The sequence below is a fragment of the Planotetraspora phitsanulokensis genome, assembly GCF_016863295.1.
Lineage (GTDB): Bacteria > Actinomycetota > Actinomycetes > Streptosporangiales > Streptosporangiaceae > Planotetraspora > Planotetraspora phitsanulokensis.
In genome coordinates, this window is the sequence record NZ_BOOP01000025.1 from 1 (window position 1) to 15724 (window position 15724).

Genomic DNA, 15724 nt, shown 5'->3' on the forward strand with positions numbered 1-15724 from the left:
CGACGGACAAGGCCGGGAACACCTCCGCCGTGGGGTCGGTGGCGTTCACGGTGGTGGCCCCGCAGGGGCAGGACACCACTGCGCCGCAGGTGACGGCGCAGGTCACCGGAAACCAGGATTGGGCCTGGAACTACGTGGGCTCGGCCACGCTGACGGTCTCGGCGAGTGACACCGGGTCCGGGGTGGCCACGGTGGAGTACTCGCTCGACGGGCAGCCGTTCGCGGCGTACACGAAGCCGCTCGTGGTCAACCAGCCGGGCGCGCACAGCGTGAACTACCGGGCCACCGACAAGGCCGGGAACACCTCGAACGTGAGCACGGCGAAGTTCACGGTCGTCGAGGCCGGGTCGGGCTCGGACTGTTCGAAGCCGGGCAAGGGTAACTGCAAGTGATTCATTGAGCCGGCGGGCGACCTCAATCCACCAGTGGGCAGAGGTCGCCCGTTTGGCGACGGTTCGGAACGTCTCCTGACGGGTGCGGCTCGGTTTGACCGGCGTCGCCTGCGATTCAGCCGCACCGGAGCCGATCCCTCTCATGCGGCTCGATCAGTCTCCTCCCCTTCAGACAGTCAAAGTCAAGTAGAGACAAAGCCGGTGAAAATAGCTAATCTCCCGTGGCATCCAATGATCACGGGAGTGTCTATGAACATTCGCCGAAAGACATCGACCGCCGCGGCGGCCGGTGCACTGGTCACCATCGCCACCCTCGCCGCGGGCGGATTGCCCGCAGCTGCCCAAGCCGGACCGGCGACCGCGGCAGCCGGGGTCCCGGTCACCCACGAGGAGAACCCACGGGTTCCCGAGGGCGCTGCGTGGACGGAGGCGTACTTCCCGTCCTCGGACGGCAGCGGCGTCGAACTGCACGCCGACGTATTACGTCCGGCACATCTGCCGGCCAAAGCGAAGACGCCGGTGATCCTCTCGGTGGGCCCCTACTTCGCACACGCGGGGCAGACGGGCCCCGAGGGATGGGACCGGGTCGGACCATCGGCGCGCTTCCAGGACTTCATCGACGGCGCCGACCTGATGGCGCGCGGCTACACCTTCGTCATGGTCGACCTGCGCGGCTTCGGCGGGAGCACCGGGTGCCTGGACTGGGTCGGTCCGGGCGAGCAGGCCGACGTCCGGGCTGCCATCGACTGGGCGGCCGACCAGCCCTGGTCGACCGGCAAGGTCGGCATGTACGGCAAGTCGTACGACGCCGTCACCGGGCTGGTGGGCAACAACCTCAAGATGAAAAGCCTGAAGGCGGTCGTCGCGCAAGAGCCGGTCTGGAACATGTACAACTACCTGTTCAGCAACGAGGTTGCGCGCCCCAACGTCACGGGCACGCCGGACGCGTACAACTCGATCGCGGTGATGCCTCCGTTGGGCGATGACAGCGACCGCTACAAGGCGAACGCGGAGTACGAGGAAAGCCACCCGGAGTGCCTGAGCGACAACCTCACCAACAACAACAACCCCGACCTGGACTCCGCGTACTGGAGAGCCCGCAACCTGGCCGCCGACGCGAAGGGCACCAGCACGCCGTTGTTCGTGACCCAGGGGTTCATCGAGAACAACACCAAGCCTGAGGACATGGACGTGTACCTGGCCAACCACCGGGGCCGGGAACGCGGCTGGCTCGGCCAGTGGGAGCACGTGCGGGGCAACGAAACCGACGCGAACGGCCGACTGTTGCAGGGCCGTGCCGGCTGGTTCGACGAGGTCATGCGGTTCTACGACCAGTACCTCCGCGGCGTCAAACCGTCGGTGACCGACCCGGCGTACGCCATCGAGGACAGCCTCGGCCGCTGGCGCGCCCAGTCGACGTGGCCCGTGACCACGACGTCGTACGACTCGCGGCTCGCCTCCGGCCAGTATGTCGACAACGGCGGTGGCTCGGCGGTGAGCACCCTGGCGGACGACGGCCGCTGGGACATGGAGCGGGCGCCTCAGATCGAGCCGCTGACCGACACCGAGAAGAACCAGGCCAGGCAGGCCGAGACCACCGACACCAGCTTCTGGACCTGGTCCACGCCCGCGTCCCAGACGGTCCGGATCACCGGTACGCCGAAGATCAGGCTCAACGCGAGCGCGAGCGGTAACGTCATGGTCCGCCTGTGGGACGTCGCTCCGGACGGCACGGCAACGATGTTCGACGAGAACGTCGCCCTCCTGAAGGGGGGATCCATCTCGTTCGACCTGAAGTCGGCCGACTGGACCATCGAGCAGGGCCACCGGCTGGGGGTCCAGATCGGGACCATCGACTCCCGCGGCTGGCGGGACGTGCCCTCGAACCACACGATCAAGGTCTCGGACGCGCGGCTGGTTCTGGACGTGCAGGCCCTGAGGTTCGACGTGCCGACCCAGGGTGACCGCTCGCCGTACTTGGACCGGTACCTCGCGGCGAACACCACCACGCTCAGCAACATCGGTCCCGGCACCTTCCCGTTGAAGGTCTCGAAGCACTGACCAAGCGGCTGCCCGGGACCCGCCGCGGCGGGTCCCGGGCAGCCGGCCGACCGGCATCTCTAGGACCTGCTTGAGCCGATCAGGGAACGATCCCTGTGGGCGGCACCTTCTGGAGGTGGCCCGTGCCGCTCCCGCTCGTCGGCGGCGCGGTTGAGGCGGCGTCCGAGAAGCTGAGCGGGTTTCTCGATGAAGCGGTAGCTCAGCGCGGCACAGCCGATCACCGTCGTGAAGAGCGCCGCCTCCCACGCCAGTCGCACCGGCAGCGGGATCCCGGAAGGATCCGTGGTCAGCCTCCTGACGACCTGGAGGATCAGGGGGTGCAGCAAATAGATGGAGTAACTCACCAGGCCGAGCCACACGAGAAAGCGCCAAATCGTACGACGGCGCAGGGCGAGAGCGGCGGCGAACGTCAGCCACGCCGCGACGACGGCGGTGGACCAGCTCCACTTGAACGCATGCTGTCCGGCCTCCGACATGCCCCATCCCGGCCCGAACATCACCGCCGCGGTAACGGAGAGGACGGGCACCAGCCCGATCGTCCAGCGCCGTCCGTCCCATTTCGCGGGTGACCGCTGCATGTGGTGGATGGCGGTCCCGCCGAACATGGTGGCCAAGATGATCAAGCTCTGCCACGTGCCCACTCTGCTGTTGAGGGTGAGGAGGATGAGGGCGAGGGCGGCGACGAGGATGGCGCCATGCCGCCGTATGTCATGGTTCGCACTGAGGGTGGCGACGATCCCGCCGATGAGCGCGACGATCGTGACCCCGATCACGCCTTGTCCCATGGTGTGGGACAGCCAGCCCGCCGGTACGAGGGCGCCGAGTATGAGCGCGCACACCGCGAACGCCAGCGAGGTGCGGGTGCCGGCCCGGTGGACGCCGAACACGAACATCGCGGTCACGAGCAGGTAGAACGCCATCTCGTACGAGAGGGTCCAGAAGACGTTGACGACGCCGGGCACCTGGAGCAGGTCTTGCAGCATCGTCACGTGCGCCAGCGTGAACGTCACCGGATGCCGGGCAGCCTGAGCGGGCAGGACGGAATAGACCCCGACGGCGCCGAACACGGTGCCGACGATCGCCGCCAGCCCCCAGAGGGGGTAGACGCGAAAGAAGCGCGTGATCCAGAAGCCCCGCACATCGCCTCGGCGTTCTAGCGAGGCCGGTATCACGTATCCACTGACCAGGAAGAACACCAGCACGCCGTACTGTCCGAAGTCGAACCACGGGCTGACCGATCGCCGGATCTCGGGCAGCAGGGCGTCCAGTGAGTGCTCGAAGACGACGATCAGCGCGGCGAACCCGCGTAAGGCGTCAAGCCAGGATTGCCGGGCACCGTGGGATGCCTGGGGGGAGAGGGTGGGGCGGGTTGCGATGTGCATCCGGCGCACGCTGCCCCGGATCTCTGCTTCCTTAACCACCCCAGCAACACTATTGGCGCAATCGTGATGATAAGGACCAATTCCCCCATAAGTCACGAAATGGCCCCTGGGTGGCCACCTTGAGCTCGATCAGCCGCGCAGATCCATCACCATGATCGAGCCCCAGTCGCCACGACGCTCCTCGCTGAATCCCACGGCCTGGTAGAAGGCGAAGGCCCCCGGGTTCCCGCTTCCCACGCCCAGGTGGAGGCCGGGCACCCGGCGGGCCCGAAGCGCCTCGACGAGCGTGGCCATGAGCCGCCGCCCGAGGCCCGCGCCCTGGCCACGCGGCAGGATGTCGATGTGCAGGTGCGCCGGGTACCGGTCGTACAACTCGTCCTGCCGTGGCCGCGCGTCGTGAATGTGCGCGACGCGCTGCCAGTCCTCGGTTCCGTCGCCTGGATCGGCGGCCCGCTCCCGGGGGTACCGCCCGCGCAGCGCCGGCCACCAGTTCTCCTCCAGCCAGGTCTCGAACCGGTAGGTGTCGGCGGTCGCCACGATGTAGCCGAGGACGCCGTCGGCGTCGGCGGCGACGAACGTCAGGCCCGGGTCCGCGACCGGGTACGGGGCGGCGTAGACGTGAGCGAGCAGGTCCGGATCGTGATAGAGCCCGGTGGCGTCCCTGCCGGAGTCGCCGGTCCGCAGGCACACCCGGTACATGCCGGGGAGGTCGAACGGCCGGAAGGGACGGATGATCGCCATCGCCGTCCCCTACCCGAGTGCCGAGACGGCGAGCAGGAACCAGGCGCTGTGGGGGATCCACTGCTCCGCCCACCGCCAGGAGTTCCCACTGGTGCGATGCTCGTCCGGCATGAACGCGATGTCGTGCTCGTCGTCGAATCCGCTGGTCACGCCGTTGAGGATGCCTCCGGGCACGTTCTGGAACGCCGTCGAGTACTCCACGTTTCCCCGCCCTCTGCCCTGGATCATCGAGGCGTCGAACGGGTTGAGCCCCATGACCCAGTGCACCTGGTCGTCGGCGAGCCTGAGCAGCCGCTCACGCAGGGCGGGGTCGCACTCGGGAAGCTCGGCCGCGAGCAGCGCCGCGTAGGCGGTCGAGGAGATGGCGGCGTTCTCTCCCTGCCACCAGTAGCCGGTCTCGTTGTCGTGCGGATAGAAGAAGGTGGTCCTCGGCGGCCGGCCGGTCGCCTGCGTGAACTGCCTGGCGTAGCCGAAGGGGTTGGGCACCTCGTCGGCCAGATGGGCCGCGTCCCGCAGGAGCGTGAGCGCCACCGCGCGGGCCCTCCCCGCGAGCGCCGAGCCGTGCCGCACCTCCGCGAACCGCATCAGCGCCACAGCGGGCAGCCCGGACTCCGCCGCGTGGAAGAACGGCCGGCCCTCGACGTCGCCGAGCAGGTAGCCGAAACCCATGTCCGTGGTGGTGTAGCGGTTCATCAGCGACTCCGCGCGCCGATCCGCGGCCTTTTCGAAATCCGCCGGGTCGGGGCCTCCGGGCACGACGCCGGCGGCGACGGCCAGTTCGGTGGCGGCCATGAGCGCGCAGTAGTCGTCGATGACCGACTCCTCCCCGTCGTAGAGGTAGTCGAGGTTGTGCTTCTCCAGGTGGGCGAACCCGCGATGAGCGGCCGCGAAGTACTCCTCTGACGTGAAGTCGCCGTGATCGTCGAGCGTCGCCGCCCGGGCCAGGGCGGCGACGGCCATACCCCCACCCTGGCGGTAGGCGGCCTGCCAGCGGGTGGTCCTGATGCTGTCCTGCAGAGGGGCGTTGATCACGCGCTCATCGAGGTCCTTGGTGAGCGCATCGAAGATCGCCGTGTAGAAGTAGCCCTCCTCGGACTGGAAACGCACCAGGAAGTCCGCGCCGTGGAGACCCTCGTCGCGCATCCGCGCGCCCAGGCTCTGGCACAGCTCCGGATGGTTCGCCGCGAGCCTGTCGCGGGCCGCCATGAACGCCCACGCGCACAGCGGCGTCTGCTGGGGGTTCATCATCCGGCTGTAGTTGAGGTGACTGAGGAACTTGCTGTGGTCGCCGGACGCGTCCAGCCAGCCGCCGCGTGCGTCCACCGTCCGGCCCGAGTCGTCCTGGTAGAACCGCGCGTGCCGGTCCTTGCGGTCGATCTCGCCGCTCGACCGTACGGCCTTGAAGTAGTAGAGCGTGTCCGACAAAGTCATGTGGTGGATGCGCCGCGTGCCGATCGTGAACGGCTCGCTCGCGTGGACGCCGTCCGGGGTGACGACCTCGACCCGGTACCGGCCCTCGGCGCGGACGTGGCTGAGGTCGATGCGCCGGAACGTGCCGAGTGACCAGCCGTCGACGCGTTCCTCCGGGCCGACGGTGAGCTCGGTCCGCGTGCCGTCCTCCTCGTCGACGAGGGCGGCCCCCTCGATCGTCGCGGGACCGCGGAGCAGCGCGACCGCCTTCTTCGTGCCGGCGGTGTTGTAGCCGAGATGGCTGGTGAGGACGGTGATCACAGTCGCCCCGTCTCCGCGGCGGCCTTCTTCTCGGCCTCGACGCGCTCGGCGAAGTAGCGGGCCGAGCGCTTCGGCGTGCGCTCGAGCGTGTCGTAGTCGACCCGGACGATGCCGAACCTGCGGTCGTAGCCGAAGGACCACTCGAAGTTGTCGAGCAGGGACCAGGCGAAGTAGCCACGGACGTTCACGCCGAGATCGCGGGCCTCGAGGGTGGCGTCGATGTGCGCCCGCAGATAGTCGGCGCGCTCGGCGTCGTCCACGTAGCCGGTTTCGTCCGGTGTGTCCGCGTACGCGGCGCCGTTCTCCGTGATGTACCAGGCGGGGCCCGGATACTCCCGGTCCAGCCGTGTCAGGAGGTCGGTCAGCGCGCCGGGCGTGACCTCCCAGTCCATCGCGGTGCGCGGCACGTCGCGGCGGAGGGTGGCCGAGGCCGGCCAGCCGTTCTGCCCCGTGGGCGCCGCCGCGATCAGCTGGGAGGAGTAGTAGTTGACGCCGACCACGTCCATCGGCTGCGCGATCGTCTCGAGGTCGCCGTCCTGGACGGGGAGCGGGCAGCCCAGCTCGCCGAGCCTGTCTGCGACATCGGCCGGATACTCACCCCGCAGCAGAGGGTCGAGGTACAGCCGGTTGGCGAACCCGTCCTCCCAGCGGGCCGCGGCCACGTCGGCGGGGGAGTCGCTCGCCGGGATCTTGGGGGCGAGGTTGAGAGTGATGCCCACCTCCAGCGCCTCGGAGCGGCCGCTCGCGGCGGCCAGGTCCCGGATCGCCCGCGACGCCAGGCCGTGGCCCAGCAGCAGGTGGTGGACGGCGGCCGTCGCCGCGCGGGCGTCCTGGCGGCCGGGGGCGTGCCGTCCGGTCATGTAGCCGAGGACGGCCGAGCACCACGGCTCGTTCAGCGTCGTCCACTGGCTCACCCGGTCGCCGAGCGCGTCATAGGCGATGGCCGCGTAGTCGGCGAACCGGTACGCGATGTCCCGGTTCGGCCAGCCCCCCGCGTCCTCCAGAGCCTGGGGAAGGTCCCAGTGGTAGAGCGTCACCCACGGCCGGATGTCCTTGGCCAGCAATTCGTCGACGAGGCGGTCGTAGAAGGCGATCCCCGCGGGGTTGCCCGCACCGGTGCCGTCCGGCTGCACGCGCGGCCAGGCGAGGGAGAAGCGGTACACGTCCAGACCGAGCTCGGCCATGATCGCGACGTCCTCGGGCATCCGGTGGTAGTGGTCGCACGCGACGGCGCCGGTGTCGCCGTCCGTCACGGTGCCGGGCGTCGCGCAGAAGGTGTCCCAGATGGAGGGGGTACGGCCGTCCTCGTCGACCGCGCCCTCGATCTGGTACGACGAGGTCGCCGCGCCCCACAGGAAGTTCGCGTGTTGCGTCATCGGTCAAAAGTTCCAATCAATATAAAATGAGGATCTTTCGGAGACTACGGCTCGCGGGAGATGGACTCCACCCACTTCTTGGTCTCCTCGATCCGCCCCGGCCCGGAGCGCCGCCAGACGCCCGTCCCGCCGGTCTGCCACGGGTGCGGCCCGGCCGGCGGGCGGTAGCCGACGCCCAGCGCGTCGAGCCGCTCGAGATGGACGGTCAGGCGCCGTTCGAAGTCCACCGGGTCCGCGACCCGCCCCCGCCACAACACCTCGGCGAGCGCGCAGGCACGAGGGAAGGCCAGGTAGTCGAGGCGGCTCTCGGTGGCCACCCACTCGCTCCAGATCTGGAACTGGGCGCCGAGGACCCGCTGTCGCATGCCGTCCGGCCACTCCGCGGGGGCCGGGGGGAAGGCCGCGATGTCGTCGAGCGTGATGGGGCCGCCCTCCGAGCGCGGCTCCTCGGGCAGGTCCGACTGGTCGAAGTTGAAGTACGTCGGGAACAGGGGCGCCCGCACCACGTCGTGTGAGGCCGCGGCACGGCCGGCGACCTCGTGCCCGCGCCACGCCATGACGATGGTGTCGGGGAGCACGCCACCCGTGACGAACCCCTCGTCCCACACCACCATGCGTACGCCGCGGGAGGACAGGAACCGGCCCAGGGACCGGAGGAAGTGGCCGTGCATCTGCTTCACGTCGGTGTACCCGTGCTCGGCCATCTCGGCCGCGATGGCCGGATCGTCCGCCCACCAGCCCATGTCGCACTCGTCGCCGCCGAGGTGCACGTACGGGGTGTCGACCGCGTCGAGGATCTCCGCCAGGACGTCCTCGAGGAAGGCGACGACCGGGCGGGTGGGGCTGAGGGAGGACCCGCCGGCCCAGACGGTGTCGAGCACGGCCTGTTCCTGGCCGGGCCGTCCGAGCTCGGGATAGGCGGCGCGCAGGGCCGAGGTGTGCCCCGGCACGTCGATCTCGGGGACGATCGTGATCCCCCGGGCCCGCGCGTAGGCCGAGATCTCCGCCAGGTCGTCCAGCGTGTAGTAGCCGCCGTGCGGGGTGCCGTCGGGGACACCGTCGGGGCCGAGCCTGGTCGAGGGCCGCCAGCTGCCGACCTCGTGCAGCCGCGGGTGGCGCCGGCTCTCCACGCGCCATCCCTGGTCGTCCGCGAGATGCAGATGCAGGCGGTTGAAGCGGTGGGCGGCGAGTAGGTCGACGTAGCGCAGGATCGTGCGCTTGGGGAAGAAGTGGCGGGCGACGTCGAGCATCGCGCCGCGCCAGCCGTACTCCGGCCGGTCCGCCACCGTGCCGCACGGTACGGCCCAGCCGCCGCCGGCGTTCCACTCGCGCCGCCAGGCGTGGGCCGGCATGAGCTGCCGCAGCGTCGTCAAGGCGCTGACCGCCCCCTCGAACCCGCCGGCGCGGATGCCGACGCCCGACTCGGTGACCAAGATGCGGTAGGCGCCGGGTGCGTCGTCCGTCTCGGTCACGAAGCTCAGCGTGGTCTGAGTGGTATTAGCTGGATCGTTGCCTGGATCGCCGGTCGGGAGGGGCAGTCCGGCGACAAACCGCCGGAACAGCCCGTCGATTTCCGGGGACCCGGCCACCTCGACGGCCGTACGTGCATTCAGCAGGCACGTTCCCGGTTGAGAAAAGGCCAGTTCAGGCTGGGGGAGAAGGGTGGAATAGGGGTCCAAGGCATATCCCGTCGGGGTCGATCCGGCCTGCATTTCTCATGCACCGGCGCACCATCATGTGACCGCGAAGGTACTTGTTGTCTTACTTTGGTGCAAGTGGTATCTTCCCGGTACTTCGCTGGTATCTGCCCACGTCGGCACAGGCACACCGGCGGTTTCACGCACTCGGTGAGAGGTGTGCATGGCGCTGAAGCAGGCATTGCCCCGGGTTACCGCAGAGGGCTCGGAAAGTCAGATAACTCCGCAAAAGATGCCATTTCTTGCGCGGTTATGGCGAGACGCGCCGCTGCTCGTCATGGTGGCTCCGGCCGCCATCGTGCTCCTGCTGTTCACGTACATCCCGCTGCTGGGAAGCGTGGTCGCGTGGATGGACTACGTGCCGTTCCTCGGGTTCACCGGGTCCGACTGGGTGGGCTGGGACAACTTCACCGCGCTCTTCTCCGACCAGGCGTTCTGGAGCGCCGTGTGGAACACGCTGCAGATCACCTTCCTGCAGTTGCTGTTGTTCTTCCCGGTCCCCATCCTGCTCGCGGTGCTCCTGAACACCGTGGCGGTGCCGATGGCGAAGAACTTCGTCCAGTCGGTCATCTACCTGCCGCATTTCCTGTCCTGGGTCATCATCATCGCGCTGTTCCAGCAGGTTCTCGGTGGCGCGGGGGTCGTCAACCGGTTCCTGATCACCCACGGCCTCACGCCGTTCGAGGTGATGTCCAACCCGGACACGTTCAAGCTGCTGCTCACCACCCAGGCGATCTGGAAGGACGCCGGTTGGGGCACGATCATCTTCCTCGCCGCCATCGCGGCCATCGACCCCGGTCTCTACGAGTCCGCGACGATGGACGGCGCCGGCGCCTGGCGCAGGTTCTGGCACATCACGCTGCCGGGGATGCGGCCCATCATCGTGCTGCTGCTCATCCTCCGCCTGGGTGACTCCCTGACCGTCGGGTTCGAGCAGATCCTGCTGCAGCGCGACGCGGTCGGCCCGGGTTCGGCGGAGGTGCTCGACACCTTCGTCTACTACAACGGCGTCGTCGACGGGAGTTGGGGGACCGCGACCGCCGCCGGCCTCATCAAGGGCGTCGTCAGCCTCTTTCTCGTCCTGGCGGCGAACAAGATCGCCCACCGGTTCGGTGAGGAAGGTGTGTACAAGCGATGAGCAATCCCGGCCGGCCCGTCTGGCTCGGCAAGCCGAAGCCCGTGGCGGTCGCGCTCAAGGCGCTCGCCCTCGTGCTGATCAGCGCCGTCGTGATCTTCCCGTTCCTCGTCGTCGTCTCCACGAGCCTGGCGACCAAGAAGCAGATCGACGCGAACGGCGGCTACGTCCTGTGGCCCACGCAGATCTCGTTCGAGGCCTACCACCAGATCTTCAACGGCACGCAGGTCGCCAGGTCGATCGTCATCAGCGTCGGCGTGACCGTCGTGGGCACGGCGTTCAGCCTGTTCTGCACGGTGCTGGCGGCCTACGGCCTCAGCCGGAGGGGATCGCTCTTCCAGCGTGGCCTGCTGTCGTTCGTGCTGCTCACCCTGCTGTTCGGGCCGGGGATGATCCCCGTCTATCTCATGGTGAAGCAGCTCGGCATGCTCGACAGCTACTGGTCGCTGATCATCCCGGGCGCGGTGAGCGCGTTCAACATCGTCATCGTCCGCGGCTTCATCCAGGGCATACCGAAGGAACTCTTCGACGCCGCCCGCATAGACGGCGCGGGGGAATGGCGAATCCTCCGGTCGATCGTGCTGCCCCTGTCGAAAGCCGTCATCGCGGTCGTCGGCCTTTTCCTGGCCGTCGGCTACTGGAACAACTATTTCAGCCCGCTGCTGTATCTGAACGACACGCAAAAGTGGCCGCTTCAGCTCGTCATGCGCACATTCGTTCTGCAGAACAACGTCACCTCGACTGCGCACGCCATTCCCGGATATGTCGCGCCACCCGCGCAGTCCGTGCAGATGGCTCTCGTGGCGATCGCCACGCTGCCGATCCTGTGCGTCTATCCCTTCCTGACGAAGCACATGTCGAAGGGGATGCTCACCGGGGCCGTCAAGGGTTAGTCGAAAACCGTAAAGGAACAGATCATGGAGATCAGAAATCGATCCGGATTCGCGGCCTCGGATGAGGGCCTCAGCCGCCGGAACCTCCTGAGGAGTGCCGGGCTGGCCGCCGCGCTCATCCCGCTGAGCGGGGTGCTCGCCGCGTGCGGTTCCGACTCCGGGGGCGGCGGCGCCGCCGCGCCCGCCGCGGCCAAGGGGGTGCCGCTGCCGACCTATGTTCCGCCGGTCAAGCCCAAGGCCCTGCTGGAGGGCAGCGCCGAGGGCGTCATGGACGTCTACGCGTCCTTCCCGATGGACGGGCCGCGCACGGTCAACGGCACGATCGGCGACGGCAGCGACTTCAACGTGCTGATCATGACGTACGGCCAGCCGTCCCCGCCGGTGGACCAGAGCCCTTATTGGCAGCTGCTGAACAAGGAGCTCAACCTCAACGTCATTCCCCACCAGGTGCCGTACGCCGACTTCCAGACGAAGTTCCCCGCCCTGGTGGCCGGCGACGACCTGCCCGAGTTCGTCTCCGTCCCCCTCTACGAGAACGTCGCCCGTCTGCCGCAGCTCGCCGAGGCGCAGTTCACCGACCTGAGCGAGTTCCTCTCCGGCGACGCGGTGAAGAAGTACCCCAACCTCGCGGGGATCCAGAAGGCGGGCTGGCTCAACGGCTACCTCAACGGCCGGATCTACGGCGTGCCCAAGTCCGACCCCGTGTTCAGCACGCAGATCTACACCAAGACCGACGTCATCAAGGCCGCAGGCGCCAACCCCCAGCCGACGAACCTCCAGGAGTTCAAGGACCTCGCCAAGGCCGTCACCAACGCGCAGGCCGGCGTGTACGCGTTCGGCGGCAACATCGCCGACTTCATGATGATGATGTTCGGCGTGCCCAACAAGTGGACGCGGAAGGCCGACGGCACCTTCGTATCGGCCTGGGAGCACGAGGCGTTCATCCCGGCCATGTCCGAGCTCGCCGACCTCTACAAGAGCGGCTGCTTCCACCCCGACACCCCGACCCTGATGACCAACAAGGTCCAGCGGGACGCGCTCTTCCGGTCGGGCAAGCTGGCCATGCTGTACGACGGCAACCGCTCGGTCGGCATCGTGGCGGACGACAAGGACGTCGTCTTCGACATCATGGTCCCCTTCGGCAAGGACGGCGGCAACGCCGTGCACTGGACCGGCGGCGGCGCCTACGCGATGACGATGATCAAGAAGACGACGGACAAGAAGAGGATCGACATGTTCCTCCGGGTCCTCGACTACATCGCGGCTCCCTTCGGTTCCCGCGAGTCGTTCATCATGAGCTACGGGGTCGAGGGCGTGGACTACGAGGTCAAGGACGGCGTCGCCGTGCTGACCACGCGCGGGCAGCGCGAGCAGGACCTCGGCCTGGCCTACATCGCGGGCGGCCCCCAGGTCCTGTGCGACCCGCAGGGCGCCCCCGGCGTCGACAAGCTCAACCACGACTGGCAGCAGAAGGTCGTCCCGATGCTCCTCGACAACCCGGCCGCGCACCTGTACTCCGAGACCTTCAACGCCAAGGGCGCGTCCCTGCAGCAGCAGATGCAGGACGCGGTCACCGCGGTGTTCCTCGGACGGGAGCCCGCCTCCGGCCTGACGGCGGCGGTCCAGAAGTGGAAGACGGGCGGCGGCGACAAGATGGCCAAGGAGTACGCCGAGGCCGCCGCGCACGCCGGCTAGGGAGGGTCGGACCCGACCTGAGACGCCCACACGGAGGCCGGCGCCGCGCTCGCGTCGCCGGCCTCGCCTGACGACTCCCGCACTACCGGAGGAACCACGATGAAGTTGAGACGCTCACCGTCCGCGATGGTGATCGTCGACGGCACCGACATCCACCACGACCTGATCGGTGCGGCGCTCGCGCTGCAGGAGATCGTCACCGAGGCGGGGCTTCCCACCGCCAGGGCCATGGGGATGGCCCGTTTCGCCGATCTCACACCGGCCACGGCCGAGGCGGATGTGTACGTCGTCTATCGCTCGTCCGTCACCTTCGACCAGAGGGAGCAGCAGGCCCTGTCCGACCTGGTCGCCGAAGGCAAGGGGCTGGTCGTCCTGCACGCGGGCAACCTGTTCGGCTTCGGCGAAGGCGGCATCGAGGCCGACCGGGTCGCGTTCGAACTGGTCGGCTCGCGGTACCTGTCGCACGGGGACTCCGGTTCCGAGGGCCGGTTCGACGTGCGGCTGCGCGGCACCCATCCGGTGACGCGGCACATGGAGGACTTCGGCATCGACGACGAGTTCTACGTCCTCGAGTACGCCCCCGACGTGCGGGTGCTCGCCGAGCGCGAGACCGCCGGCGGCGCCGAGCCGGTCGTCTACGTGCGCGACCACGGCCGCGGCCGGGTCTGCTACACCGCGCTCGGGCATGACCCCCGGGCCTGGGGGAACCCCGGCTTCCGGCAGTTGGTCCGCCAGGCGACGCTCTGGGCGGCGGGCCTCGAGGACGACGAGATCCTCACGTGGTCGACGCGCTGGCCGCTCGGCAACGGGCGGACGATCGGAGGTGCGGCGTGAGCCGTCCGGTGGCGCCCGCGCCGATCGCGGCACAGCTGTGGTCCCTGCACGAGGAGGCGTCCCGCGACCTGCTCGGTGTGCTCGAGCGGGTGGCGGCGCTCGGGTACGTCGCGGTCGAGCCCATCAGCCTGTACGGCAACCAGCCGTCCGTCGTGCGGCGTGTGGCCGACGGCCTCGGCCTGGAGATCTGCAGTGTGCACGCGCCGTTCCCGGTGGGTGACGCCGCCGAGGCGATCCTCGACGAGAACGAGGAACTCGGCGTCACGACGCTCGTCTGGAGCATGGAGCCGGAGGAGTTCACCACGCTGGACGGCGTGCTGAAGGGGGCCGAGCGCATCAACGAGGCGGCGGCCAACGCCGCCGGGCAGGGCATGCGCATCGCCTACCACAACCACTTCGGGGAGTTCGAGAACGTCATGAACGGGGAGCGGGCCTACGACATCCTGCTGCGGGAACTGGACCCGGCGGTCGTCGTCGAGCTGGACGCCTACTGGGTCCGTACGGCGGGGCTCGAGCCGGCCCCCGTCGCGGCCTCGCTCGGCGACCGCCTGGAGTTCGTCCACCTCAAGGACGGCCCGGCACGGGGGATGGACGACCACATGTTGCCCTTCGGTGACGGCGTGGTCGACGTGGAGGGCGTGGCCCGCGCGAATCCGGCCGTGAAGTGGCACATCGTCGAGGCGGACCGTACCCGCGGGGACATGTACGAGCTGCTGCGCCGCTGCTACGACTTCCTCGTCGGCCGCGGTCTCGCCACAGGCAGGCGGACGGTGGAGGCGGGGACGCGATGAGTGCGCGACGGGTGCTCTTCATCGGGGGAACCGGCGTGCTGAGCGCGGCCTGCGCGCGGGAGGCCGTCGCGGCCGGCGTGGACCTGACCGTCGTCACCAGAGGCCGCACGACGGTGCGTCCCGTGCCGGAGGGCGTGCGCGTCGTCCACGCCGACGCCCGCGACGACGCCGCGATGCGCGCGGCCCTCGGTGACGAGACGTTCGACGCCGTGGTGAACTTCATCGGGTACACCCCCGAGGACGTCAGGGCCGACGTGGACAGGTTCGCCGGGCGCACCGGGCAGTACGTCTTCATCTCGACCGGGTCGTTGTACGCGCGGCCGGCCCCCCGGTTGCCGATCGTGGAGTCCTCCGCCCGGCGGAACAACGGCTTCGAGTACCCCATGCAGAAGCTCCGCTGCGAGGAGGAGCTCGAACGGGCGTACCGCTACGAGGCGTTCCCGGTGACGATCGTGCGGGCGGCGCACGTCTACGACGAGACGGTGCTGCCCATCCTGGCCGGCTGGACCGCGATCGAGCGCTGGCGCCAGGGCAGGCCGGTGGTCGTCCACGGCGACGGCACCTCGTTGTGGAACCTGCTGCACGCCCGCGACTTCGCGCGCGGCCTGACCGGCCTGCTCGGGAACCGGCAGGCTGTGGGGCAGAGCGTGCACATCACCTCTGACGAGCTTCTCACCTGGGACGAGATCCACTTCTGCCTCGCCGAGGCCGCGGGCGTGGAGCCCAGGATCGTGCACCGGTCGAGCGAGGACATCGGCCGGGAAATCGCGTGGATGGGCCCGGTCCTGCAAGAAGATTTCCGACATTCGGTTATTTATGACAACTCGCTGATTAAGAGCCTTGTGCCGGGTTTCTTGCCACAAGTGCCATTTGCGCGAGGCGCGCGAGAGATTCTGTCCTGGTTCGATCAGGCGGAGTCGCGACGCCGGACGGACCCGGAGCTGGACGCGGCATTCGACCGCCTGGTCGGAGATCGCCATGAGTGATGCTCGACCG

13 protein-coding genes are annotated in these 15724 nt (G+C 68.7%); 8 read left to right on the forward strand and 5 right to left on the reverse strand.

What is annotated here, in order from left to right:
• Positions 1-392 (forward strand): OmpL47-type beta-barrel domain-containing protein (locus tag Pph01_RS26255; RefSeq protein WP_204075837.1); only part of this gene is annotated, 392 nt, incomplete at its 5' end.
• 249 nt (positions 393-641) lie between these two features.
• Complete coding sequence (locus Pph01_RS26260; protein ID WP_204075838.1) at positions 642-2453, forward strand: CocE/NonD family hydrolase; 1812 nt, start codon at positions 642-644, stop codon at positions 2451-2453.
• 59 nt (positions 2454-2512) lie between these two features.
• On the opposite strand, the gene Pph01_RS26265 is transcribed toward Pph01_RS26260, so the two are convergent.
• The 5 genes from Pph01_RS26265 to Pph01_RS26285 form a co-directional block, all read right to left on the reverse strand.
• Positions 2513-3874, reverse strand: coding sequence for an acyltransferase family protein (locus tag Pph01_RS26265; RefSeq protein WP_204075839.1), 1362 nt, complete (start codon positions 3872-3874; stop codon positions 2513-2515).
• Positions 3875-3964: 90 nt separating this feature from the next.
• A complete protein-coding gene (locus Pph01_RS26270; protein ID WP_204075840.1) occupies positions 3965-4576 on the reverse strand; it encodes a GNAT family N-acetyltransferase in 612 nt (203 codons plus the stop codon).
• Positions 4577-4585: 9 nt separating this feature from the next.
• Positions 4586-6307, reverse strand: coding sequence for a glycoside hydrolase family 9 protein (locus tag Pph01_RS26275; protein ID WP_204075841.1), 1722 nt, complete (start codon positions 6305-6307; stop codon positions 4586-4588).
• Complete coding sequence (locus Pph01_RS26280; protein WP_204075842.1) at positions 6304-7683, reverse strand: GH1 family beta-glucosidase; 1380 nt, start codon at positions 7681-7683, stop codon at positions 6304-6306. The genes Pph01_RS26275 and Pph01_RS26280 overlap by 4 nt, the downstream gene beginning before the upstream one ends.
• 44 nt (positions 7684-7727) lie before the next feature.
• Positions 7728-9395, reverse strand: coding sequence for a beta-N-acetylhexosaminidase (locus Pph01_RS26285; protein ID WP_239117026.1), 1668 nt, complete (start codon positions 9393-9395; stop codon positions 7728-7730).
• A 217-nt stretch (positions 9396-9612) separates the two neighbouring features.
• Between Pph01_RS26285 and Pph01_RS26290 the strand changes: the two genes are divergently transcribed.
• The 6 genes from Pph01_RS26290 (at position 9613) to Pph01_RS26315 (ending at position 15714) form a co-directional block, all read left to right on the forward strand.
• The gene (locus Pph01_RS26290; RefSeq protein WP_239117027.1) at positions 9613-10518 is read left to right on the forward strand and encodes an ABC transporter permease; all 906 of its coding nucleotides are present in this window, start codon (positions 9613-9615) and stop codon (positions 10516-10518) included.
• The gene (locus tag Pph01_RS26295; RefSeq protein ID WP_204075845.1) at positions 10515-11408 is read left to right on the forward strand and encodes a carbohydrate ABC transporter permease; all 894 of its coding nucleotides are present in this window, start codon (positions 10515-10517) and stop codon (positions 11406-11408) included. Before Pph01_RS26290 ends, Pph01_RS26295 begins: the two co-directional genes overlap by 4 nt.
• Positions 11409-11432: 24 nt before the next feature.
• Positions 11433-13103 carry a type 2 periplasmic-binding domain-containing protein gene (locus Pph01_RS26300; protein WP_204075846.1) on the forward strand — a complete coding sequence of 557 codons (1671 nt, stop codon included), beginning with the start codon at positions 11433-11435 and terminating at the stop codon, positions 13101-13103.
• Positions 13104-13202: 99 nt separating this feature from the next.
• Positions 13203-13937, forward strand: a complete 735-nt coding sequence (locus tag Pph01_RS26305) for a ThuA domain-containing protein (protein WP_204075847.1) — start codon at positions 13203-13205, stop codon at positions 13935-13937.
• The gene (locus Pph01_RS26310; RefSeq protein ID WP_204075848.1) at positions 13934-14728 is read left to right on the forward strand and encodes a sugar phosphate isomerase/epimerase family protein; all 795 of its coding nucleotides are present in this window, start codon (positions 13934-13936) and stop codon (positions 14726-14728) included. The genes Pph01_RS26305 and Pph01_RS26310 overlap by 4 nt, the downstream gene beginning before the upstream one ends.
• Positions 14725-15714, forward strand: coding sequence for an NAD-dependent epimerase/dehydratase family protein (locus tag Pph01_RS26315; protein ID WP_204075849.1), 990 nt, complete (start codon positions 14725-14727; stop codon positions 15712-15714). The genes Pph01_RS26310 and Pph01_RS26315 overlap by 4 nt, the downstream gene beginning before the upstream one ends.
• The last annotated feature ends 10 nt before the right edge of the window (positions 15715-15724 follow it).

Coding starts and splice junctions, on each gene's coding strand:
- Pph01_RS26260 (WP_204075838.1), top strand. CDS start 642: ATGAACATTCGCCGAAAGACATCGACCGCCGCGGCGGCCGGTGCACTG.
- Pph01_RS26270 (WP_204075840.1), bottom strand. CDS start 4,576: ATGGCGATCATCCGTCCCTTCCGGCCGTTCGACCTCCCCGGCATGTAC.
- Pph01_RS26280 (WP_204075842.1), bottom strand. CDS start 7,683: ATGACGCAACACGCGAACTTCCTGTGGGGCGCGGCGACCTCGTCGTAC.
- Pph01_RS26285 (WP_239117026.1), bottom strand. CDS start 9,395: ATGCAGGCCGGATCGACCCCGACGGGATATGCCTTGGACCCCTATTCC.
- Pph01_RS26290 (WP_239117027.1), top strand. CDS start 9,613: ATGCCATTTCTTGCGCGGTTATGGCGAGACGCGCCGCTGCTCGTCATG.
- Pph01_RS26295 (WP_204075845.1), top strand. CDS start 10,515: ATGAGCAATCCCGGCCGGCCCGTCTGGCTCGGCAAGCCGAAGCCCGTG.
- Pph01_RS26300 (WP_204075846.1), top strand. CDS start 11,433: ATGGAGATCAGAAATCGATCCGGATTCGCGGCCTCGGATGAGGGCCTC.
- Pph01_RS26305 (WP_204075847.1), top strand. CDS start 13,203: ATGAAGTTGAGACGCTCACCGTCCGCGATGGTGATCGTCGACGGCACC.
- Pph01_RS26315 (WP_204075849.1), top strand. CDS start 14,725: ATGAGTGCGCGACGGGTGCTCTTCATCGGGGGAACCGGCGTGCTGAGC.